We start from the raw sequence: 21441 nt of genomic DNA, 5'->3' as shown, positions 1-21441 counted from the left end.
CTCAGCCGGCCGAGGGCTGCGGCCGCCAGCGCCGTGCGCGCGCATCGCGCAACACGCGTTTGCCCCAAAGGCTCATGTCGTCGAGCAGCGAGTATATCGTCGGCAATACGAGCAGACTGACCAGGGTCGAGAAAACAAGTCCGCCGACGATCGCGCGCGCCATCGGATAATACGGCGGTCCATCGCCGCCGATCGAGGCATGGCCGATGCACAGCGGCACCATGCCGAGGATCGCCGTACCCATCGTCATCAGGATCGGGCGGAGACGATCCTTCGCACCCTGGATCAGGGCCTCGCGCCGGTCCATGCCCTGATGGCGCAACTGATTGATGTGCACGATCATCACGATGCCGTTGTTGACGACGACACCCATCAGGATCAACACGCCGATCGAAGCCATGATCGTGAACGTGGTGCCGGTGATCCAGAACAGCCAGAACACGCCGAAGATCGAGAAGATGAAGGTGGTCAGGATCGCCGCCGGATAGATCAGCGATTCGAACATCGCGCACATCACGACGTAGACCAGCACCAGCGCGATCAGGGTGTTGAACAGCATCGTCTGCCCGGCTTCGTCGTCGCGGTCGAAGTTTTGGCCAAAGCTCCAGCGGTAACCGGGCGGCAGCTGCGCGTTCTTCATCGCCGCCTCGATGTCCTTGCGCGCATCGTTGCTGGTCTTGCCGTCGGCGAGATTGGCCTTGATGCCGAGCGAGGTCTGCCGGTTCTCGCGCTCGATCACCGAGGTGGCGTTCTGCGTATGTGCGTCGATCATCGCCAGCAGCGGCACCTGCACGCCGTCGGGTCGACGCAGCTTGAAATCCGAAAGACCCTCGACGCTTTGCGTATCGCTGCCCGCAAAGCGCAGCCAGACCGGTACCTGTGCGTCGTCGCCGTGGAAATCCTTCAACTGCACGCCGCGTAATGCGATCGCAATGTATTGCGCGATGTCGTTGGCCGAGAAGCCGTAGGTCTTGGCTTTCTCGCGATCCACGCGCACGGCCATTTCCTGGTTGCCGTTGTCCTGCGCCGGGCGCACGTCGCGCAAGCTCGGTATCTGCTGCAGGATCGGTATCACGCTGGCGGAAATCTCGCGCAGCACGTCGCCGGAATCGCCATTGAGAGTGACATTGATCGTCGGATCGCTGCCACTGCCGGAGTCGTTGAAGCCGAAACCGATCTCGCCGATCGAAATTTTCGGCACGCCCTTGCGTATCGCCTCGGTGATTTTTTTCGTATCGAAGGCGACCTTGCCGCTGTCGTCGAGGAAGATATTGGTGTTGGCCTGGCCTTTCTCGTCGAAATAGGAATAGATGTTCTTGATGTGGAATTCTTCGCGGTGCTCGTTGAGCCACTGCTCGACCTGACCGATCGAGTGGCTCAGCTCGGGTAACCGATACAGTGCATTGAGACGGTAGAACATGAACAGATTCTTCGAATCGCCACCGCCGTTCATGTCGAACTTGGTCAACTGCATCGGCACGAAGCTGACCAGCAGCAACGCCAGAAGGCCGATCATCGTCCAGCGCCGATGCGCCAGGCTCGTTCCGATCAACCGCTCATAGCCGCCCTGCATCTTGGTGATGATGTTCTTGCGCCCGATGAATTTCGGCGGCGGCAGTTTCGCCGACAGCATCGGCACCAGGCTAACCGCAACCAGCCACGATGCCAGATGCGCAATCGCCATCGCCACGGCTACCTGGGTAAGGTAGATGCTGATGCCGTTCTTCTCGCGCAGAACCATCGGCAGGAACACGATGATGCTCGACAGCGTGCCCGCCGCGATCGCGATACCGACGATCTGCGTGCCCTGCACGGCACAATACCAGGGCTTATCCGGATATTTCTCGCGATACTGATAAATGCTCTCAACCACGACCACGGCGTTGTCGACCAGCATGCCGACCGCAAGCAGCAGGCCCATCATCGACAACACGTTGAGGGTGAGACCGAACATCTGCATGCAGCCAAGGGTGATCACGAAGCAGATCGGAATCGCCAGCGACACCATCAGGGTGGACGGCCAGTCGCGCAGGAAAAAGAACAGCACGATGATCGAAAGCAGCGTGCCTTCGAGACCGGACTTGCCCAATTGGGTCAGGCTGTCGGTGACGCCCTTGGCCTGGTCCTGGATCACGATCAGCTTGATGCCCTGCATCTCCGGCGATTGCGCGGCCTTGTTCACTTCCGCCAGCACCGTGCGACCGATCTCGACCAGATTCGCGTTGCGCTCCTTGAATATATCGATCGCGATGGCCGGACGCATGTCCAGATGGCGCTCATAACTCAGGCGCGCCGGCTTCAGCGTGATATCGGCGATATCGGCGAGCTTCAGACCCTTGTCGTTGATCGCCAGCGCGCGCACATCGTCGACGCTGTGCCACTCGCCGACCGGCTGCACGTGGTAACGCAGATTGCCTTCCTTGACCAGGCCCCCCGATGTGGAAAAATTCGCGGCCGACAGTTTCTGATAGAGCTCGTTGAGACCGACTCCCGCCGCGGTCAGGCGATCGGACGAAATCTCGATCTGCACCTCGCGCGGCGATACGCCCTGGATCTCCACGCGCGCAACGCCCGGCAGGCGTTCGAGCGGACGCTTGATCGAGCGGTCGAGCAACTCGTAGGAATTGGACAGGTCGCGATCGGACGAAATGCGTATCTTCAGCACCGCTTCGTCGGCGGCGGAAAATTTCTGCACTTGATAGCGCGTGAGATCGCTCGGCAGGTCGGCGCGGATAGCATCGATCTTGCCGCGCGCCTCCACCGCCTTGATCGAGGTGTCCTGCCCCCATTTGAACTGCATGAACATCTGCACGTTGTCGGCACCGGTCACCGAGTTCATGCGCTCGATTCCGGTCAGCGTCGACAACGCTTCCTCGACCGGGCGCGTGATCGTGCGTTCGACTTCGCTCGGCGTCGAACCCGGATACGGCAGGTTCACCAGCATGAACGGAAACTGGATGTCGGGCAGTTCTTCGAGAGGCAGGCGGAACGCGGCGATCAGACCGATGACGGTCATCGACACGAACAGCATGACCGCGGTGACCGGACGTTTGAGACTCAGTTCGGCAAGGGTCACGGCGAGGCCCCTTGCGGCGCCATCTCGGCGGAGTCGAGTACCGCGGCATGCTTGCGTTCGCCGCGTTCGCGATACAGTGCGTCGCCGCGCCGATCGAGCAAGGTATACACCACCGGAATGACGATCAGGGTCAGCAAGGTCGAGACCAGCAATCCGCCGATAACCGTGATCGCCATCGGCGCGCGTACCTCGGAACCGTCACCCCAGCCGATCGCCAGCGGCAGGAAGCCGAACAGCGTGCACACCGTCGTCATCGTGATCGGACGCAGACGCGACTCGGCCGCGCGCGCGATCGCTTCGAGCTTGGGCACGCCCTCTTCGCGCAACTGGTTGACGCGGTCGATCAGCACGATCGCGTTTTTCACCACGATGCCGGCGAGCATGATCAGGCCGATGAACACGACGACGCTGAGCGGCGTGAACGTGAGCTTGAGCGCGAGCACGGCGCCGACCAGGGCGAGCGGAATCGAAAACATGATCACGAATGGGTGCAGCAGCGATTCGAACTGCGACGCCATCACCAGATAGACGAGGAAGATCGCGAGCACGAGCGCGAAGATCAGCGAGTTGACCGACGCATCGAGTTCCTCGCTCTGCCCGCCGATATGCGTGGTGACACCGGCGGCGAGCGGATTGTCGCGAATCAATTTGCGCACTTCGGCGACTGCACTGCCGAGATCGCCATAGTGCAGGTTCGCCGACACGATCGCGACGCGCTCCTGGCTGATGCGATGGATTTCGCTCGGGCCTTCGGTCGAGACCACATCGGCCACGGACGACAAACGGATCGGTGCCGCGGCGTTGCTGGCAGAACCGCCACCGGGATTTGTATCGCCGGTCGACAAAGTCGAGGTGCCGCTGGCACCCGATGTTGAATTGCCCGACGCCGACGACGTTGACGAATTGGAGCCCGCGGTCGTCGCGCTGTTCCCCGCGGCTTGGGTCGGGTAACCGACGATCAGGTTGCGGATATCGTCGACCGAGGCGCGCTGATCCTGCTGCGCGCGTACCAGCACATCGATCTTGCGATCGCGGAAGCTGTAGCGCGTCGCGACCGAGCCGCGCACCTTGTTTACCACCTGATCGGCGATCTGCTTCGTGGTCAGGCCGAGCGCCGCCGCGCGTTCCTGATCGAAATGGATCTGGATTTCCGGATAGCCACCCTCGACCGTCGATTTCACGTCGGCGAAGCGCGGCGACGCATTCATCAGACTGGTGAGCCGTTTGCCGGCTTTTTCCAGCGATGCCAGATCGTATCCACGCAAGTCGATTTCCAGCGGCGTGGCGAAGCTGAAAAGCGCCGGGCGCGAGAATTTCACCTCAGTGCCAGGGTGCGACATCATGCTCGCGCGCAACACTTCAGTCGCGGCAAGTTCACCTCTGTCGCCGACGCCATGCTTGAGCACGACCAACATGCGCGCGATGTTTTCACCGGATTCGGTCGGATTGGCGTCCAGGCGCGTGCCGGTGCCGCTGACGCCGTAGATCAATTCGATGTTCGGATCTTTCGCATTCTTCTGTTCCAACTCCTTCACCAGCGCATCGGTGTCGGCCAGCGGCGTGCCAGGCGGCATTTTTACCGACATCTCGAAACGACCCTGGGCGAGCTGCGGAATCAAATCCATACCCAGGGTCGGAATCAACAGCACGCTGCCGACGAAGGCTAGCGCCGCAAACCCGAGCACCAGAAACGGATGCGCAAGCGCCTTGGGCAGGAAGGCGTGATAGGCGCGCGCCGCGTTGTTGTAGGGTGCGAGCACGAAGCGGCCGACGATGCGCAGGACCTTGCCGACCGCCTTGCCGACCACGCCGAACCCGACGAACACGATCAAGGCGAACGCGCGCGGCAGCCATTGGAAAAACAGGGTTGAAACCGGCGAAAGTATTTTTTTCACGAAGCGGCCGAAACGACTCGTCGGCTGCCAGCCCGTCGACGGCGCCTCGTCCTTGTAGGCGAGCGGCGCCCTGCCCCTGAGCGAGGCGAGCATCGGAATCAGGGTCATCGCGACGATCAGCGAAATGATCATCGCGAACGTGACCGTGAGCGCCTGATCGCGGAACAACTGTCCGGCCACGCCCTGCACGAACACCAGCGGGAAAAACACCGCGACCGTGGTCAGGGTCGAGGCGGTCACTGCCATCGACACTTCGCGCGCACCCTTCACCGCGGCGTCGACGATACTCAAGCCCTGCTCGCGCATGCGCGCGATGTTTTCCAGCACGACGATCGAATCGTCGACGACCATGCCCGTCGCGAGCGCGAGGCCACCGAGCGACATCACGTTCAAACTCACGCCGGCCTGACCCATGAAGAAGAATGTCGCGATCAGCGATACCGGCAGCGACAGCGAAATGATGAACGTGCTCCACGAATCGGCAAGGAAGAAAAAGATGATCAGGATAGCGAGCACACCGCCGATGATCGCGTCGTTGCGCACGTCGTCGAGCGAGCTCTGGATGAAGATCGACTGATCGTCGATCGTGTCGAGCTTCGAATTCTGCGGCAGGATGGTTTTCAGCTTTTCCAGCTGCTGCTTCACGCCTTTGGCGACGCTGACCGTATTCGCGTCGCCTTCCTTGTAGACCGCAAGCTCGATCGACTCGTGCCCGTCCACGCGCACGATGCCTTCGCGCTCCTTGTAGCCCTGCTGCACCGTGGCCACGTCCTTGAGTCGGATCGGTACGCCCTTGTCGACCTTGATCAGCAACTCGCGCATCTGCTCGAGATTGGTGAATTGATTGACCGTGCGCACGAGATAGCGCTGCGAGCCGTTCTCGATACGGCCGCCGGAAACGTTGACGTTCTCGTCGGCGAGGCGCTTGGTCACGTCGGCGACACTGATATTCAACTGCTGCAGTTTCTGCTGGTCGATGTCGACATCGACCTGGTCCTCGAGGCCTCCGCCAACCTTGACCGCGGCCACGCCGGCGGTCGGCTCGAGACGTTTTTTCAATTCGTCGTCGGCGAAGCGGCGCAACTGCTTGAGCTGCGCCTGGTTCGCGCCTTGCGCATCGGTCGCCGACAGCGACAGGCGCATGATCGGATCGGTCGACGGATTGAAGCGCAGCAGCACCGGCTTCTTCGCTTCGAGCGGCAGCTGCAGGATGTCGAGCTTGTCGCGCACATCGAGGCCGGCCTGGTCCATGTTGGTGCCCCACGCGAACTCGAGCACGACGTCGGATTGGCCGGTGCGCGAAATCGAATGGATCTTGCGCAGGTTCTTGACCACGCCGATCGCTTCCTCGACCGGTTGCGAAATCAGGTTCTCCATCTCCAGCGGCGCTGCGCCTTCGTACTCAGTGCGCACGGTGAGCGTCGGATAGCTCAGGTCCGGCAACAGGTTCACCTTGAGTCCGAACAGCGCGATCATGCCGAACAGGACGAAGGTCAGCGTGACCATGCCGACGGTTACGCGCCGGCGCGTTGCGGCCTCGACGATATTCACCCTTTCGCCCCCGCTACCGCCTTGTCGGCAAGCACCTTGTCTTTGTCGCCGTTGAGTATCAGCACGGCCGTGCCGTCGCGCACCGCGTTGCGCCCGATCGTGATGACCTGGGTGCCTTCGTCGAGGCCGGAACGAACTTCCACCTTGTCGCCGTCGCTGTAGCCGACTTTCACCAGCTTGCGATGGGCCACGAGGCTCGGTGCTGCGGGCTTGGCGGCATCGGCCTTTTTCGCGTCGGCGACGCTCGTATCCGGTTTGGCTTTCGCATCAGCGCCCGCCTTGTCCGCGTCGGCCGGTTTCGGTTTCCCCGGCTCGACCACGAACACCGCCGTCTCACCGTCTTCCTCGATCAGCGCCGAGCGCGGCACGGTCAATGCGTCGGCGCGCTGGTCGTAGACGATCTCGACGCGGCCGAACATGCCGGGCTTGAGTGCGCCGGTCTTGTCGTGGAATTCGCAGGTGACGCGGAATGTGCCGCTCGCGGCATCGACGACGGGCGCGATGCGCAGGATATTGCCGGTGAATTTTCTGCCTGGCAGCGCGTCGGCTTCAAGATCGACCGGCTGGCCAGGTTTGAGAATGCCGAGTTGGCGCTCGGGAACATTGAGCACCGCCTGCAGCGAGTTCATGCCGACGATGCGGAACAGGGCCTGGTTGGTCTGGATCAGATTGCCGAGCTTGACCGAGCGCTCCGCGATCACCCCGTCGATCGGCGCAAGTATACGTGTATACGCAAGCTGCAGGCGCGCACTCTCGTAAGCTGCGCGCAGATTTTCCATGTCGAATTTCGCCTGATCGAAATCGCGCTTCGGAATCAGCTGTTTGGCGATCGACTGTTGGGCATAGGCGAAGGTGGCGTCGGATTTGCGCATCTGCGCCTCGGCTTGCGCCAACTGGCTGCGCTGCGTCGCGTCTTCGAGTTCCGCGAGCAACTGTCCTTCCTTGACCGTCATGCCTTCTTCAACGTACAACTTTTTCAGCACGCCGCCGGTTTTCGCCGCGACCTGGGCATCGTGGTCGGGGCTCAGCGTCGCGGTTCCGCTGTAGCTGGCGGTGATCTGGCCGCGCGATGCTTTTGCAACTTCAACCGGCACCGCGGTAACCGCGTCCGTCTTGGTTTCCTTGGCCTGCGCTGCATTGCCGCCGTTGCCGCAACCACCAAGCTGGACAGCAAGCAGGAAAACGCTGCAGCAATAGCCAGCCGTGCGGAGCAAACTCATCTGGATTCTCATGATTGGGCGCTTATAAGGGAGGGGTAAGAATTGATATGGTGTTATACTAGACTATATCACTACATTACTGCAAGCTCCCGCGATCCGACTCAGGCGGCCTCCACCCATGGATGCAGTCTGGATACAAAAAGTTGCAAGCGTAAGCGCCAGTAGTAATGGGTTGTGGGAAGCGTCAGAGAATGCGCAGCGACGATGCGCGAACCTGCGCCAACGAAATCGCGAATGGCGCCTTGACGCTTGGCTTATCAAACGAAGCAGTTCGCGCCGACAGTCGCCCGCATGGCGAGCCGCTGACACAAGAAACAGGCGCGCACTGCGCAAGACTTCGTCGAGAAACAATCAGGCGTGTCGAAGTACGCGATGATCCGCTGCGTGCTCGATTCTTCACGGGTGACATTTTGTCCCGGTGCCTAGTGGCGGCGTGCGAGGCGCTGCTATACTTTGTCCCGTGATATCCAACCCCGGCGCTGAAAAACCACTCATGACAAAAACGCTACTTGCCTGCGCATTGACGATAATCGCTGCGTCGACTGCCTCTTCCCTGCATGCCGCCGAAGCCACCGACAAGGGTGACGTCAAGGCCGGCAAAGCCCTCGTGTATACCTGCGGCGGTTGCCATGGGGTGACCGGTTACACCAACGCCTATCCGAACTATCACGTGCCGCGCATCGTCGGCCAGAACTACGAGTACATCGTCGCGGCGCTGACCGAATACAAGACCGGCGAACGCGCCCATCCGACCATGCGCGCACAGGGCGAGAGTTTGTCCGAAGCGGACATCCGCAACATCGCCACGTACCTGTCGAGTATCAGCAAATGATTGGCCTCAGGAACATGCCCGATATGATGCGAATGATTGCCCTGCTCGTTGCCTTCGGTTTGGCGGCCAATGTCGCGAACGCGGAATCGATTCCAGCGGAGAAGGTGAAGGAAAAAGCGCAGACCTGCGCCGCCTGTCACGGCGCCGACGGCAATGGCACTACGGGCCAATATCCGCGCATCGCCGGCCAATACCACGACTATCTCGCGCGCGCATTGCACGAGTACAAATCCGGTGAACGCAAGAACGCGATCATGGCCGGTTTCGCCGCGACGCTGAGCGATGCCGAGATCGACGCGCTCGCGCGCTACTTCGGCGCCATGCCGACCAAGCTGGATGATTTGTCGAAGTACGAACAGGGCGACTGATCGACGTTTGTCATTTCCGGCAGAATTTACCGGAATGAACGATGGTGTTTCACCCCATCGCCGAAGCGCCCTTCTCACCTTTGTAATACGGATTGTGCCCGCTGGCGTGATCCGTCGCATCGCGCACTTCGCGAATCTCCGGGAAATGGCCACGCAGCGTGCGCTCAATCCCCTGCTTGAGGGTCACATCGGCATTGCCGCAACCGTGGCAACCGCCGCCGAACTGCAACACCACGACGCCATCGGCGTTCGCTTCGACGAGTTTCACCCGGCCGCCGTGCGCGGCGATCTGTGGATTGATCTCGCTGTCGAGCACGTACTGCACACGGTCTGCGAACGGTGAGTTCGCGTCGGGCACACTGCCCTTGATCCGCGGCGCACGGATCGTCAGCTGACCACCGGTTGCGTTGACCTGATAATCGACTTCGGCATCTTCCAGGTATTGCGTGCTGGCGGCGTCGATATGGATATTGAAGCCCGCGCAATCGATGCTCAACTCGTCGCCGGCAAGGTCGCCCGGCTCGCAATACTCGAGCACGCAATCGGCCTTGGGCGTACCCGCATGGATCGCCTTGATGCGGATGCCGAGCCCAGAGATATTCTGCTGCTCGACCAAGTGACGAAAATAATTCTGCGCGGCTGGTGAAATCTGGATCATGGCAAGTGCGTCTTCTGCATTGGATCGAATATGGACCATTATAGTCCTCATTTAACGCCGATGGCATGAACGGACAGTCTTCGGTACGTCGTGATTCATCGCTGCTTCTTCGCACCAACCAGCGCGGGCACACCTTGCGCCCGGTGGCGAAGTTGCGCGTTTGGTGTTGCAATGGGCGTGCCTCATTGGAGCGACATCAACATGGCCGACACAAAAATCCGTCTTAAAGTACTGCTTGCGCAGAAGTGTACTCCGCTGAAAGGTATACAAAATGCCACATCGCCCGAGCAGGCGGACGAATTGCTGGCATTACTGCCCGACTGGAAATTCGGGCCGAAGAGAGCGGATATCCGCAAGCAATTCAGTTTCCCCGATTTCGCTCAGGCGCTAGCCTTCGTGAACGCACTCGGCTGGATCGCGGAGAAAGAAAATCACCATCCGGATATCGAACTTGGGTGGGGCCGCGTGCTCGTGTGCTTCTCCACGCACGATGTCGGCGGCTTGTCGCGCAACGATTTCATCTGTGCGGCGAAGACCGAAGCGTTGCTCAAAGCATAGGCATTGCCGCTGCCGGCGATAACGCGATACGCCTCAGCGCAGCTTGCCCTTTCTCGAGACCCCGCGCGGCAGCGCGTCCAGCACCGCGGCCAGATCCGGAGACAGCGGTGCGGAGAAACTGCGGCTCTTGCCGTCCAGTTCGAACTCGAAGCGCGCGGCGTGCAGAAACAGACGCTTCAGGCCTACGCCGCGCATATTCTGATTGAAGCCGCGCTCGCCGTATTTTTCGTCGCCGGCGAGCGGATGTTCGATATGCTGGGCATGCACGCGAATCTGATGCGTGCGCCCGGTGAACAAGGTCACCTCGGCCAGGCTCGCATCGGCGAAAATATCGATGATGTGAAAACGCGTGAGCGAGGGTTTGCCGTCGTCGGCCACGCGCACCATGCGCTCGCCGCCTTGCAGAATCGATTTGCGCAACGATGCCTGGACGTCGAATTTCGCCTTGTGCGTATGTCCCTTGAGCAGGGCGAGGTATTGCTTGGTTGTTGCGTTGTCGCGAATCAGCGCCTGCAGGCCGGTCAGCGCCGGGCGCCGGCGCGCCAGCACCAGCACGCCGCTGGTGTCGCGGTCGAGCCGGTGCGCGAGTTCCAGCGTATCGCCCGGGCGCGCGGCGCGCAGCAGTTCGATCGCGCCGAAGGTGACACCGCTGCCGCCGTGGCTGGCGACGCCGGAGGGCTTGTCGAGCACGAGGAAATCGCGATCCTCGAAGATGATCGCGCGCTCGACCTGTTCGATCTGCGTCTTGGGCGGCGCGCCGCTATCGTGAGGCTCGCCCACGCGCACCGGCGGAATACGCACTTGATCGCCCGCGACGACTCGCGTGTCGGCTTTGGCGCGTTTGCCGTTGATGCGCACCTGGCCGGTGCGCAAAATACGGTAGATCAGGCTTTTCGGCACGCCCTTGAGCTGACCGGTGAGGAAATTGTCGATGCGTTGGCCATCGCGATCCTCGGCGACCTGAACCATGCGCACGCCGGGGCCAGGCCGGCTTTCCGCCGTGCTTTCGAGATTTGGTCTTGCAAGATTCATCGAAGTTCGCGCAATCGTTGGAAAAAGTGCCGGCTTGTTGCTACACTCGAAAGGTACAGAGCGTCACAAGCCGGCTTTGCCGGCAGTTACGACGCACTCGACCGCAACGCCCCGCAGGCGCTGGCTGGAACTCCAGTGGAGCCACCCAAGCCGCACGCGGCAATCGTAACGGTTCGAGTCGAGAATTACCCGCGGCCTGTACGGCAACGGGGATTCCGGTTGTACATGGGCTGTGGATTACCGCCAGGCGCGAATGGTCGCGCCGGCTTTGAATAAAGCGCTCCCGCGGACGCGAACCATCGCCCGCGGTCGACGCGAATCGGCGCCGTCGCCCTGCTTTGGGGCTGACGGCTGCAGGTTCGCGACGCGAATGCGGTAGAGCGCATTGAGGATATAAAAATGAAACGCATGTTGATCAACGCAACTCAGCGTGAAGAGTTGCGTGTGGCTATCGTCGATGGCCAGGCTCTGTACGATCTCGATATCGAGACCCCGTCGAAAGAACAGAAAAAGGCCAATATCTACAAAGGCCGCATCACCCGCGTCGAGCCCTCGCTCGAGGCCTGCTTCATCGACTACGGCGCCGAGCGTCACGGCTTCCTGCCGATGAAGGAAATCTCGCGCGAATATTTCCTGCCGGGTGTCGATCACAACCGCGCCGGCATCCGCGAACTGCTCAAGGAAGGTCAGGAACTCCTGGTTCAGGTCGACAAGGAAGAGCGCGGCAACAAGGGCGCAGCTCTGACCACGTTCATCTCGCTGGCCGGCCGCTATCTCGTGCTGATGCCAAACAACCCGCGCGCCGGCGGCGTGTCGCGACGCATCGAGGGCGACGACCGCGCCAATCTCAAGGAAGAACTCGACAAGCTCAGTCTGCCTGACGAAATGGGCCTGATCATCCGCACCGCCGGCGTCGGCCGCGACGCAGAAGAGCTGCAATGGGACCTGGATTATCTGCTGCAGGTATGGAAGGCGATTTCCGACGCGGCCGTGAGCCGCCCCGCTTCATTCCTGATTTATCAGGAATCCAAACTGATCATCCGCGCGCTGCGCGATTACCTGCGCAACGACATCGGCGAAATCCTGATCGACAGCGAGGAACTCTACAACGACGCGCGCGAGTTCGTGCAGCAGGTCATGCCGAACAATCTGCGCAAGTTGAAGCTGTATCAGGATACCGTGCCACTGTTCTCGCGCTATCAGATCGAAACCCAGATCGAGAACGCGTTCGAGCGCAATGTGCGTCTGCCGTCGGGCGGCTCGATCGTGGTCGACCAGACCGAAGCGCTGACCGCAGTCGACGTCAATTCGTCGAAAGCGACCAAGGGCGCGGACATCGAAGACACCGCGTTCAACACGAACTGCGAAGCGGCGACCGAAGTCGCGCGCCAGTTGCGCTTGCGCGACGCGGGCGGCTTGATCGTGATCGACTTCATCGACATGGAAAATCCACGCCATCAGCGCGAGGTCGAAGACAAGTTGAAGGATGCGCTGCGCTTCGATCGGGCGCGCGTGCAGGTCGGCCGCATCTCGCGTTTTGGCCTCCTCGAGATGTCGCGTCAGCGCCTGCGTCCGAGTCTGGGCGAATCCACGCAAAGCGTTTGCCCGCGCTGCGAAGGCCATGGCCGCATCCGCAGCGTCGAATCGCTGTCGCTGTCGGTGCTGCGTCTGGTCGAAGAACAGGCGATGAAGGAAAAAACCGGCCAGGTGCTGGTGCAGGCGCCGGCCGCGGTTGCCAACTTCCTGCTCAATGAAAAACGCAAGAGTCTGGTCGAAATCGAACTGCGCCACGAGGTGCCGATCATCGTCGTTGCCGACGACAAACTCGAGACGCCACATTTCGAAATCGAACGCATCAAGAACGCCGAGATCGGCGGCGATACCAAGCCGAGTTACGAACGACTGACCCCGGTCGTGTCCGCGCCGCCGCCGCAGGTTGCCAAGCCGGGCGCCGAGCCCGAGAAGCCCGCCGTTTCCGGCGTCGTGCCCGCAAGTCCCGCACCGCTGAAGCCCGAGATCGAACGCGCAGTCGCGCCGCCCGTATCGGCGCCGGTCGCGGCAGCGAAAAATGGTGGTCTGCTTGCGCGCATCGCAAGCTGGTTCAAGTCTGAGCCGGCCGCACAGCCCGCACCTGCGGCAGCTCCGCAACGCAATGCGCGATCGGCTGCATCCGAGCGTGGCGCCCAGCGCCAGAGCGATCAGCGCCAGCGTCCGCGCGGTGATTCGGCGCGTGCGCAGTCGGGTAATCGCACTCGCGGTGAGTCCGCGTCGGCACGTCGCGACGGGCAACGCCCGCAGGATGCGCGCAGCGCGCGCGGCGGCGAACGCAACGCACAGGCCAACAACCGCAAGCCCCAGGGTTCCGATCGCCCCACCCCGCCACCGCCGAGCCGTCCTGCGGTAGCAGTGCCGCCCGAGCGTCGCCCCGTCGCTGCGGCGGAGCTGACGCCGGAGTTGCAGCCAAATGGAAGCGCAGCCGTCAACCCATTGGGTGATGCCGCGCCGGCGGCGATCGTCCTTGGCACCAATCCGGTCGCGAACACCGCGGCCGAAGATCAAGCCGCAGAAACGACGCGTTCACGTCGCCGCGGTCGCCGTGGCGGTCGCCGCCGCCGTCGCAACGAAGGTGACCCGGTCGAGGCGACGCAAACCGCTGCCGGCGACGATATCGTGCTGGATTTCGATGACGAAGACGGTGAGTCCGCGAACGCGGCAAAACCGATGCAGGGGGCGCCGGAAACGGCCGTCCCGTCGGCCGGCGCGCCCGCGCCTCAAGCGAGCGTGCCGACACCGATCGCAGCCGTTGTGCTCCCCACCGCTGCCTCGGTGCAGACATCTGAAGCCAAGCCGGCCGTATCGGTGCCGGCAGTGAGCGGGCCGCCGGCTCCGCCACAAATGCCAGCTGCTGCTCAACCAGTCGCGATGCCATCGGCTGCGCCCGTCGCTGCGCCCGCAGTCGCGCCCGTCGAAAGAGTCGTCGCGTCGTCGACGCCAATTCCGAAACCGGTTGTCGCGCCGTCGGATCTGTCTGCCGCGGTACCCGCAACTGCGCCGATTGAAAAAGCAACAGTGCCGACAGCGCCGATGCCGACGCCGATGGTCAACAACGAGTTGCCGTTCGCTCCACCGCCGCCAAAACCCGCGCCGCCATCGCCGCCGAGTCAGCCCGAGCTGAGCCAGCTGCCACCGCGTCCGCGCATGGATCAGCCGCTGGTCACCCCATTGCCGCTGCATGCGCATATTGGGCGCGCGCTGGCCGAGTTGCGCGCCGCCGAGGTTGTACCGGTGCCGCCGAAACCCGCTGCGGCCGCAGCCGCGCATGGCGAATTGGCCAACAAGGACACGGCCGAACCGCCGTCGGCGGCGTAGACATGGTTCTGGGTTGCGCAGCGGCTATCGCGCCGCTGCGCGACCGGTCGCATCATCACGTTATGCGCGTGTGAGCGGCATCCATGAGGCCGTGCAGCGTGGCGAGGTGGGCCAGGGTCACGACATTGTCGATCGCGAGTTTTTCGAACAAGCGATACTTGTAGGTCGCGACCGTCTTGTCGCTGAGTTTCAGGCGCACGCCGATCTGCTTGGCAGTCAGGCCCTGCGCCAACATCATCGCCACTTCGAGTTCGCGCGTGGACAGGTCGCCAAATGGTGTGTCTGAGTTCGCCAGATTGCCCAGCGCCATTTGCTGCGCGACATCGGCGCTCAGATAGCGTCGCCCATCCGCGACCTGGCGGATCGCCCTGACCAGCTCCTCGGCCGGGCAACCCTTGGTCAGATAACCGCTGGCGCCGGCTTCCAGCAGGCGGCGGGGGAATGGCGATTCGCCGGCAATGGTCAGAACGACTATGCGCGTCGGCAGTTTGGCGCGCCGCACGCGTTCGGTGACTTCGATGCCACTCAAACGCGGCATGTGCAAATCAACCAGCGCGACTTGCGGCTGCAGACGCTTGATCAAGGCCAGCCCCGGCTCGCCATCTTCGGCTTCGCCGACGACTTCCATATCCGGTTGCTTTTCGAGAATCATGCGCAATCCGGTGCGCATCAAGGCATGGTCGTCCACCAGCACAACGCGAATCATTCGCCTTCCCCCGAAGACCCCAACGATTCTCAAATTACTGCGCGCGGGCCCGCAATACAAGCCCGGGGCAACAATGGGCTGCGCGCGGCTCTTGTTCCGATGGAATGCGTGCGGGACAAAGATGTCTCATTTGGGATTGACGACTCACGCCTGCGACAGCCCAACCGCTGTTTTCACGCGGGTGCGAGGTCCAGATCTGCATCCACCCCTTTCGCTTGTTCGGCATGATGATCCGCGGCGAGGAGCATGTAGAACGCCGGCACGACGAACAGGGTGAACAGCGTGCCGATCGACAGACCCGTCGCAATCACCAGACCCATCGAGAAACGGCCCGCCGCGCCGGCACCCGATGCAATCACCAACGGAATCACGCCGAGCACCATCGCCGCGGTCGTCATCAGGATCGGGCGCAGGCGCACGCCGGCGGCGTGTTCGATCGCGTCGCGCTTGCTCATGCCGCCGCGTTGCGATTCGTTCGCAAATTGCACGATCAAAATGCCGTGCTTGGAAATCAACCCCATCAGCGTTACCAAGCCGACCTGCGTGTAGATGTTGAGGCTGGAGATCAGGTTGACGAAGATCAACGCGCCGAACAAGGCCATCGGTACTGATACGAGAATCACGATCGGGTCGCGCAGGCTGTTGAACTGCGCAGCCAGCGCAAGGAACACGATGATGACCGCGAACAACAGGGTGGTGGCGAAGCCGCCGGATTCCTGCACGAACTGGCGCGACTGGCCCGAGTAGTCGATCGCATAGCCGCTCGGCGCGGCCTCGTTGAGCGCGTCGCGCAGGAATTGCAGCGCCTCGCCCTGCGACATGCCACTCGCGCCGGAGATCGTCGCCGAATTAAGCTGCTGAAACCGATTGATCGATTGCGGCACGACTTCGCTCTTGAGCTTTGCCACCGTCGAGGCCGGTATCACCGAACCGTCTGGCGCGCGCACGTAGTAGTCGAGCACCTGATCCGGATTCAGACGATCCGCCTGCAGCACCTGCGGGATCACCTTGTACGAACGCCCGGCGATCGAGAAATAGTTGACATAGCCGCCGCCGAGCGCGGCGCCGAGCGCGCTGCCAACGTCCTGCTGGGTCAGGCCCAGCGTCGAAATCAGGTCGCGATCGACGACGACGGTCGTCTGCGGCTTGTCGATCTTCAGATCCGCATCGATAAACCAGAACTTGCCGCTGTCCTGCGCCTTCTTCAGCACCGCCTGCACGACTTCATTGAGGTTCTGGAACGGTTCGGTCGTGTTGATGACGACTTGCACCGGCGCACCCTGCGCACCCGGCAGCGCCGGCAACGCGAACACGAATATCTGCCCGCCTGCGATCGCGCTCCATTTTCCCTGCAGCTCCTGCTGCAACTCGTGTGCGTTCTTGCTGCGCTCGTCCCAAGGCTTGAACAGCATGCCGCCGAAGCCGGTGCCCGGTGTAATGATCTGAAACATCATTTCGTATTCGGGCAGCGCCTTGCCGATCGCGAACATCTGCTGCGAATAGCCGAGCATCTGCTGCGCGGTAGAGTTCGGCGCCGCCTTGAGCTGATAGAACAGAAAGCCCTGGTCTTCCTCGGGGGCGAGTTCCGATTTCGAGGTCATGCCGAGCAGAATCGTCGCGCCGAATAACAGCGCGCCCATCACCACGATGACGGACCATGTCGATAACGTGCCGTGCAACACGCGCTGATAGCCGTGGCGCACGCGTTCGAACTGGCGGTCGATGAACTGCACGAAGCGGCCGCTGTCCTGTTCGGACTTGAAGAAGCGCGAGCACATCATCGGCGACAAGGTCAAAGCGACGATAGCCGAGACGGTGACCGCGCCGGCCAGGGTGAACGCAAATTCGGTGAACAGCGCGCCGGTCAGACCCTTCTGGAAACCGATCGGCACGTACACGGCGACCAGTACGACCGTCATCGCCAAGATCGGCCCGCCGAGTTCGCGCGCGGCGAGCAGGGAAGCCTGCAGCGGCGTCTTGCCCTCCTCCTTCATATGTCGGTCGACGTTCTCGACGACGATGATCGCGTCGTCCACAACCAGGCCGATCGCCAGCACCAGAGCAAGCAGGGTCAACAGATTCATCGAATAGCCGAACGCGAGCATCACGAAGAACGTGCCGATCAGCGACAGCGGCATCGCGATCACAGGAATGACCACGGCGCGCAAGCTGCCGAGAAACAGGAAGATCACGATAGTGACGATGAGCAACGCTTCGATCAGCGTCTTCACGACCTCGTGGATCGACGCGGTGATGAACTTGGTGCCGTCGTAGACGATCTCGCCGGACAATCCACTCGGCAACTGCGACTGGATGTCAGGCATCGCATCGCGCACACGCTGCGCCACGTCGAGAATGTTCGCGTCGGGTGCGACCTTGATGCCGATGAATACGGCGAGCTTGCCGCTGAACGAGACGTTGGCGTCGTAATTTTCGGCGCCGAGCACGACGTTGGCCACGTCCGCAAGGCGCACGATCGAGCCGCCCTTCTGCTTGACCGCGAGCTGCTTGAATTCTTCGACGCTGTGCAGATCGGTGCCGGCGGTGAGGTCGACGCTGACCATCTGGCCCTTGGTCGTACCGAGCGCGGCGAGATAGTTGTTCGCCGACAGCGCCTGGTAGACATCGCTCGCGGTGACGCCGTGCGCGGCCAGCCGCGCGGGATCGAGCCACGCGCGCAGCGCAAACTGGCGGCCGCCGAGAATTTCTGCGGTCTGCACGCCCTGCAAGGCGTCGAGCTTGGGCTTGACCACGCGCGCAAGATAATCGGTAATGCTGTTGGCCGGCAGTACATCGCTGCGAAAACCCATGTACATCGCGTCGATCGTCTCTCCGGTCTGCACGTTCAGCACCGGCTGCTGCGCCTGCGGCGGCAACTGGTTGCGCACCGAGCTGACCTGGGTCTGGATCTGCGTCAGCGCCTTGTTGGCGTCGTAGTTGAGACGCAACGTCGCGCTGATCGTCGACACGCCGCTGACGCTGCTCGACGACAGATAGTCGATGCCTTGCGCCTGCGCGATCGCCTGCTCGAGCGGCTGGGTGATGAAGCCGGCGATCGTCTGTGCGTCGGCGCCGTAGTACGCGGTAGTCACCGTGACCACCGCGTTCTCGGTTTTCGGGTACTGGCGTATCGAAAGATCGCTGAGCGCGCGCATGCCAAGCACGAGGATCAGCGCGCTGACGACGATCGCCAGAACCGGTTTGTTGATGAAGCTGTCGGTGAAATTCATGATGACCTTGCTTCAATGCTCTTGCGGCGTCGGATTCGGGTTGTCCGCCGGTTGCACGCTGTTGTCGATCTTGATCGGCGCACCGTTCTTCAACTTGATCTGGCCGCTGGTGACGACTTCGACGCCGTCGTCCAGACCCTTGACGATGGCGACCTGATCGCCGCGCGTCGCGCCGGTCGTCACGAAGGTCTGCTGCACGACGAGCGCGTCGGCCGGCAATTGCGGACCCTTGCCTGCATCCTTCGCGGGCTGCGTTTTTGCGTCCGCGTTTTTCGCCGCCTCGGCCGCCTGCGCCTTGTCGAGATCGCCTTTCTTCCTGACCACGAACACGGTCTCGCCATACGGGTTGTAGACGACTGCGGTTTGCGGCAGCGTCAGATAGCGTTGCTTGGTGCCGAGGTCGACGTTGACGTTGGCAAACATGCCCGGCGCCAGCCGGCCATCCGGATTGGGCACTTTCGCCTCGACCTGCACGTTGCGCGTGTCGTTGTCGACTTTCGGGCTGATCGCATTGATCTCGCCTTCGAATGCCTTGCCCGCGAACGCGTCGAGCGCCAGCGCGGTTCGCTGACCGACTTTGACTTCGGCCAGATTCTTCTGCGGCAGGAAGAAATCGACGAATACCGGATCGACCTGCTGCACGGTCACGATCGTCGTACCGGAATTCAGATACGCGCCCGGGTTGATCGTGACGATGCCCGCGCGGCCGGCGAACGGTGCGCGCAATTGCTTCTTGGCGACGTTCACCTGTTGCTGCTGTACCGCGGCCTGCTTGGCTTTCAGATCGGCGGCAGCCTGGTCGTAGTCGGCCTTGCTGATCGCCTGCACGGCCAGTTGCTGTTTCGCGCGGCCGAACGTCACCTCGGCCAGCGCCGCGGCGGCTTCGAGCTGATGCAGCTGGGCAACATCCTCACCATCGCGCAATTGCAGCAGTACCTGCCCTTCCTTGACCTCGTCACCGGATTGGACATTGACGCGCGTCACCAAGCCGGCGACATCGAGCGCGAGATCGGCACCGCGCGCAGCGCGCAGCGTGCCGACCGCGCGCAATTCGGGCTGCCATTCCTGGTAGGAAGTCTTGATCGTGCTGACGACGGCCGGTGGCGGCGGCTTCATGCCCGCCATCATCTTCATCACCATCATCACCTTGATGCCGGCGATGGCCGCGATCAACAACAGCACGAGCAGCACCATCACGACCATGCGTTTGGTGGTGCTCCATTTCTTCTTCTCCACGCGCGTTTGCATGCGCGGCTCTCCTTCAGTGTGATTGCGTGACGGGAGTTGCGGCGACACCGGACTTGACGGCATCAGGTTCGGCGCCTTGCTGCCAGCCGCCGCCGAGCGCCGTATACAATGCTGCGGTATCGGCCAGACGTGCGGCGCGTGCCTGGATCAGGCCGATGCGCGCCAGTTGATACTGTCGCGTTGCGTCGAGCTCCTGCAGATAACTCGCCGCGCCGTCCTTGTACTGGATGCGCACGAGTTCGAGACTGTGCGCGGCGGACTGTTCGGCCAGCGCCTGCGCCTGCAGATTCTCGGCATCGAGCTCGAGCGCACGCAGGCTGTCGGCGACGTTCTGAAACGCGGTCAGCACGACGCTCTGATAATCCGCAGCCGCCTTGTCGAGACCGGCCTCGGCCGCGCGCTTCTGCGCACGCAGGCTGCCGCCGTGAAAGACCGGTTGCAGCAGATTCGCGCCGAGAGTCCAGGCCCTGGTACCACCGGAGAACAGGTCATCCGCTTTCAGCGCGCTCGATCCCAAGGTGCCCGACAGCGTGATCTGCGGAAACAAATTTCCCGTAGCGACGCCGACCGCGGCCGTCGCCTGATGCAATTGCGCTTCCGCGGCGCGAATATCCGGACGCTGCTGCGTCAATGTCGACGGCAGGCTGACTGGAACGTCGCGTGGCAACGTGAGTGCATCGAGATTGACCGCGGCGAGCTCGGCTGTCGACGGAAATTGGCCGAGGTACACGGCAAGCTGCGTCTGCGTCTGCGCGAGCGCCTGACGCAGCGGCGGCAGGGTCGCCTGCGCGGTCGCCACCTGGGTGCGGATCACCAGCACGTCGGCCAGCGATTTCGCACCGATCTGATTCTGTTTTTCGACCAGTCCCAGTTCCTTGCCGTAGACGTCGATGATTTCCTGCGTCGCGCGAATCTGCTCGCGTAGCGACGCCTCGCGAAAGCTCGCGGTGGCCACATTCGCGGCGAGACTCAAATACGTGCCTTCGAGCTGAAAGCGCTGAAAATCAGCTAACGCGGATTGCGCCTCGACACCGCGCCGCACGCTGCCGAGCAGATCCAGCGTGTAGCCAACGTTCACGCCGGCGTTGTACAGAGTGAAGGTCGATGGGCCGCTACCCGGCAAGCCGATCGAGCCGAAGCCGTTCGCGTTGCCGCGCGTCGCGCCAGCCTTGGCATCGACCGCCGGAAACAGCGCGCCGCGCGACGCGTTGGCATTCTCCTGCGCCTGGCGCAGCGCGGCCTGCGCCGAAGCGATAGTTGGACTGTGCGCGAGTGCCTGCTCGACGCGACGATTCAACTCGTCGCTGGCGAACGTCGTCCACCAATGCGCCGGGACATCCGCGCCCTGCAGAAATCGCTGCGCATCGCCGGTCGGCACGTTCGCAGCCACGGTCGCCGCCGGCAACGCGTCCTTGCGGTAGGCATCGACCGAAGGCGGCGCCGGCGCATGGAAATCCGGACCGGCGGCGCAACCCACCAGTGCAAGCAAGGTCCCCCAGGTCAGCATGCGAATGTGTGTAACAGCTTGGCCTGCGGCCATAAACAGCGTCCTTAAGCTGTACTTACAGGTTCAATAATAGACGAGCGGCGCTAACCGATCAACGCATTTGTCGTGTCGCATAGCACGCAGCCGGTTTCAGACATTCGCGTATCGTACGTTTCCATTTCTCGATTTCTGAGACTTGGACTATTTTCTGA

13 protein-coding genes are annotated in these 21441 nt (G+C 62.2%); 4 read left to right on the top strand and 9 right to left on the bottom strand.

All coding sequences use genetic code 11. The features are described from left to right. Position 1: 1 nt before the first annotated feature. From VIE67_RS11575 to VIE67_RS11565, 3 genes are read right to left on the bottom strand one after another with little or no spacing between them, the layout of a single operon-like run. Entirely contained in the window at positions 2 to 3076 is a 3075-nt protein-coding gene (locus tag VIE67_RS11575) for an efflux RND transporter permease subunit (protein ID WP_332026349.1), read from the bottom strand. Further along, positions 3073 to 6522, bottom strand: coding sequence for an efflux RND transporter permease subunit (locus VIE67_RS11570; protein ID WP_332026347.1), 3450 nt, complete (start codon positions 6520 to 6522; stop codon positions 3073 to 3075). The genes VIE67_RS11575 and VIE67_RS11570 overlap by 4 nt, the downstream gene beginning before the upstream one ends. After that, a complete protein-coding gene (locus VIE67_RS11565) occupies positions 6519 to 7742 on the bottom strand; it encodes an efflux RND transporter periplasmic adaptor subunit (RefSeq protein ID WP_332026345.1) in 1224 nt (407 codons plus the stop codon). The genes VIE67_RS11570 and VIE67_RS11565 overlap by 4 nt, the downstream gene beginning before the upstream one ends. A gap of 493 nt (positions 7743 to 8235) precedes the next feature. Here VIE67_RS11565 and VIE67_RS11560 point away from each other — a divergent pair, with 493 nt between their 5' ends. Together VIE67_RS11560 and VIE67_RS11555 are read left to right on the top strand one after the other, a co-directional pair. Then, positions 8236 to 8574 (top strand): c-type cytochrome, encoded by a 339-nt coding sequence (locus tag VIE67_RS11560; RefSeq protein ID WP_332026343.1) that lies wholly within the window; start codon positions 8236 to 8238, stop codon positions 8572 to 8574. Between the two features lie 23 nt (positions 8575 to 8597). Next, the gene (locus tag VIE67_RS11555) at positions 8598 to 8942 is read left to right on the top strand and encodes a c-type cytochrome (RefSeq protein WP_332026341.1); all 345 of its coding nucleotides are present in this window, start codon (positions 8598 to 8600) and stop codon (positions 8940 to 8942) included. A gap of 49 nt (positions 8943 to 8991) precedes the next feature. Here the strand turns inward: VIE67_RS11555 and VIE67_RS11550 are convergent, their stop codons facing one another. Further along, positions 8992 to 9600, bottom strand: a complete 609-nt coding sequence (locus VIE67_RS11550; protein WP_332026339.1) for an NfuA family Fe-S biogenesis protein — start codon at positions 9598 to 9600, stop codon at positions 8992 to 8994. 201 nt (positions 9601 to 9801) lie between these two features. On the opposite strand from VIE67_RS11550, the gene VIE67_RS11545 reads away from it, so the two are divergent. Continuing rightward, the gene (locus VIE67_RS11545; protein ID WP_332026337.1) at positions 9802 to 10158 is read left to right on the top strand and encodes a 4a-hydroxytetrahydrobiopterin dehydratase; all 357 of its coding nucleotides are present in this window, start codon (positions 9802 to 9804) and stop codon (positions 10156 to 10158) included. A 33-nt stretch (positions 10159 to 10191) separates the two neighbouring features. Here the strand turns inward: VIE67_RS11545 and VIE67_RS11540 are convergent, their stop codons facing one another. Then, positions 10192 to 11190 carry an RluA family pseudouridine synthase gene (locus VIE67_RS11540; protein WP_332026335.1) on the bottom strand — a complete coding sequence of 333 codons (999 nt, stop codon included), beginning with the start codon at positions 11188 to 11190 and terminating at the stop codon, positions 10192 to 10194. A 399-nt stretch (positions 11191 to 11589) separates the two neighbouring features. Between VIE67_RS11540 and VIE67_RS11535 the strand changes: the two genes are divergently transcribed. Next, positions 11590 to 14559 carry an Rne/Rng family ribonuclease gene (locus VIE67_RS11535; RefSeq protein ID WP_332026333.1) on the top strand — a complete coding sequence of 990 codons (2970 nt, stop codon included), beginning with the start codon at positions 11590 to 11592 and terminating at the stop codon, positions 14557 to 14559. Between the two features lie 55 nt (positions 14560 to 14614). Here VIE67_RS11535 and VIE67_RS11530 read toward each other — a convergent pair whose 3' ends face one another. From VIE67_RS11530 to VIE67_RS11515, 4 genes are all read right to left on the bottom strand, one after another. Beyond that, complete coding sequence (locus VIE67_RS11530) at positions 14615 to 15265, bottom strand: response regulator (RefSeq protein ID WP_332026331.1); 651 nt, start codon at positions 15263 to 15265, stop codon at positions 14615 to 14617. A gap of 173 nt (positions 15266 to 15438) precedes the next feature. Beyond that, positions 15439 to 18495 carry an efflux RND transporter permease subunit gene (locus VIE67_RS11525; protein WP_332026329.1) on the bottom strand — a complete coding sequence of 1019 codons (3057 nt, stop codon included), beginning with the start codon at positions 18493 to 18495 and terminating at the stop codon, positions 15439 to 15441. A gap of 12 nt (positions 18496 to 18507) precedes the next feature. Continuing rightward, entirely contained in the window at positions 18508 to 19743 is a 1236-nt protein-coding gene (locus tag VIE67_RS11520) for an efflux RND transporter periplasmic adaptor subunit (protein WP_332026327.1), read from the bottom strand. A 13-nt stretch (positions 19744 to 19756) separates the two neighbouring features. Further along, entirely contained in the window at positions 19757 to 21283 is a 1527-nt protein-coding gene (locus tag VIE67_RS11515) for an efflux transporter outer membrane subunit (protein WP_332026325.1), read from the bottom strand. Positions 21284 to 21441 lie beyond the last annotated feature (158 nt).

It is taken from the genome of Rudaea sp., assembly GCF_036560865.1.
In the GTDB taxonomy this organism is placed as follows: domain Bacteria; phylum Pseudomonadota; class Gammaproteobacteria; order Xanthomonadales; family Rhodanobacteraceae; genus Rudaea.
Note: the sequence above shows the minus strand (reverse complement) of the source record. Positions and strands in the feature narration are given on the sequence as shown.

Coding starts and splice junctions, on each gene's coding strand:
- VIE67_RS11530 (WP_332026331.1), bottom strand. CDS start 15,265: ATGATTCGCGTTGTGCTGGTGGACGACCATGCCTTGATGCGCACCGGA.
- VIE67_RS11560 (WP_332026343.1), top strand. CDS start 8,236: ATGACAAAAACGCTACTTGCCTGCGCATTGACGATAATCGCTGCGTCG.
- VIE67_RS11545 (WP_332026337.1), top strand. CDS start 9,802: ATGGCCGACACAAAAATCCGTCTTAAAGTACTGCTTGCGCAGAAGTGT.
- VIE67_RS11540 (WP_332026335.1), bottom strand. CDS start 11,190: ATGAATCTTGCAAGACCAAATCTCGAAAGCACGGCGGAAAGCCGGCCT.
- VIE67_RS11535 (WP_332026333.1), top strand. CDS start 11,590: ATGAAACGCATGTTGATCAACGCAACTCAGCGTGAAGAGTTGCGTGTG.
- VIE67_RS11515 (WP_332026325.1), bottom strand. CDS start 21,283: ATGGCCGCAGGCCAAGCTGTTACACACATTCGCATGCTGACCTGGGGG.
- VIE67_RS11565 (WP_332026345.1), bottom strand. CDS start 7,742: ATGAGTTTGCTCCGCACGGCTGGCTATTGCTGCAGCGTTTTCCTGCTT.
- VIE67_RS11550 (WP_332026339.1), bottom strand. CDS start 9,600: ATGATCCAGATTTCACCAGCCGCGCAGAATTATTTTCGTCACTTGGTC.
- VIE67_RS11520 (WP_332026327.1), bottom strand. CDS start 19,743: ATGCAAACGCGCGTGGAGAAGAAGAAATGGAGCACCACCAAACGCATG.
- VIE67_RS11525 (WP_332026329.1), bottom strand. CDS start 18,495: ATGAATTTCACCGACAGCTTCATCAACAAACCGGTTCTGGCGATCGTC.
- VIE67_RS11555 (WP_332026341.1), top strand. CDS start 8,598: ATGATGCGAATGATTGCCCTGCTCGTTGCCTTCGGTTTGGCGGCCAAT.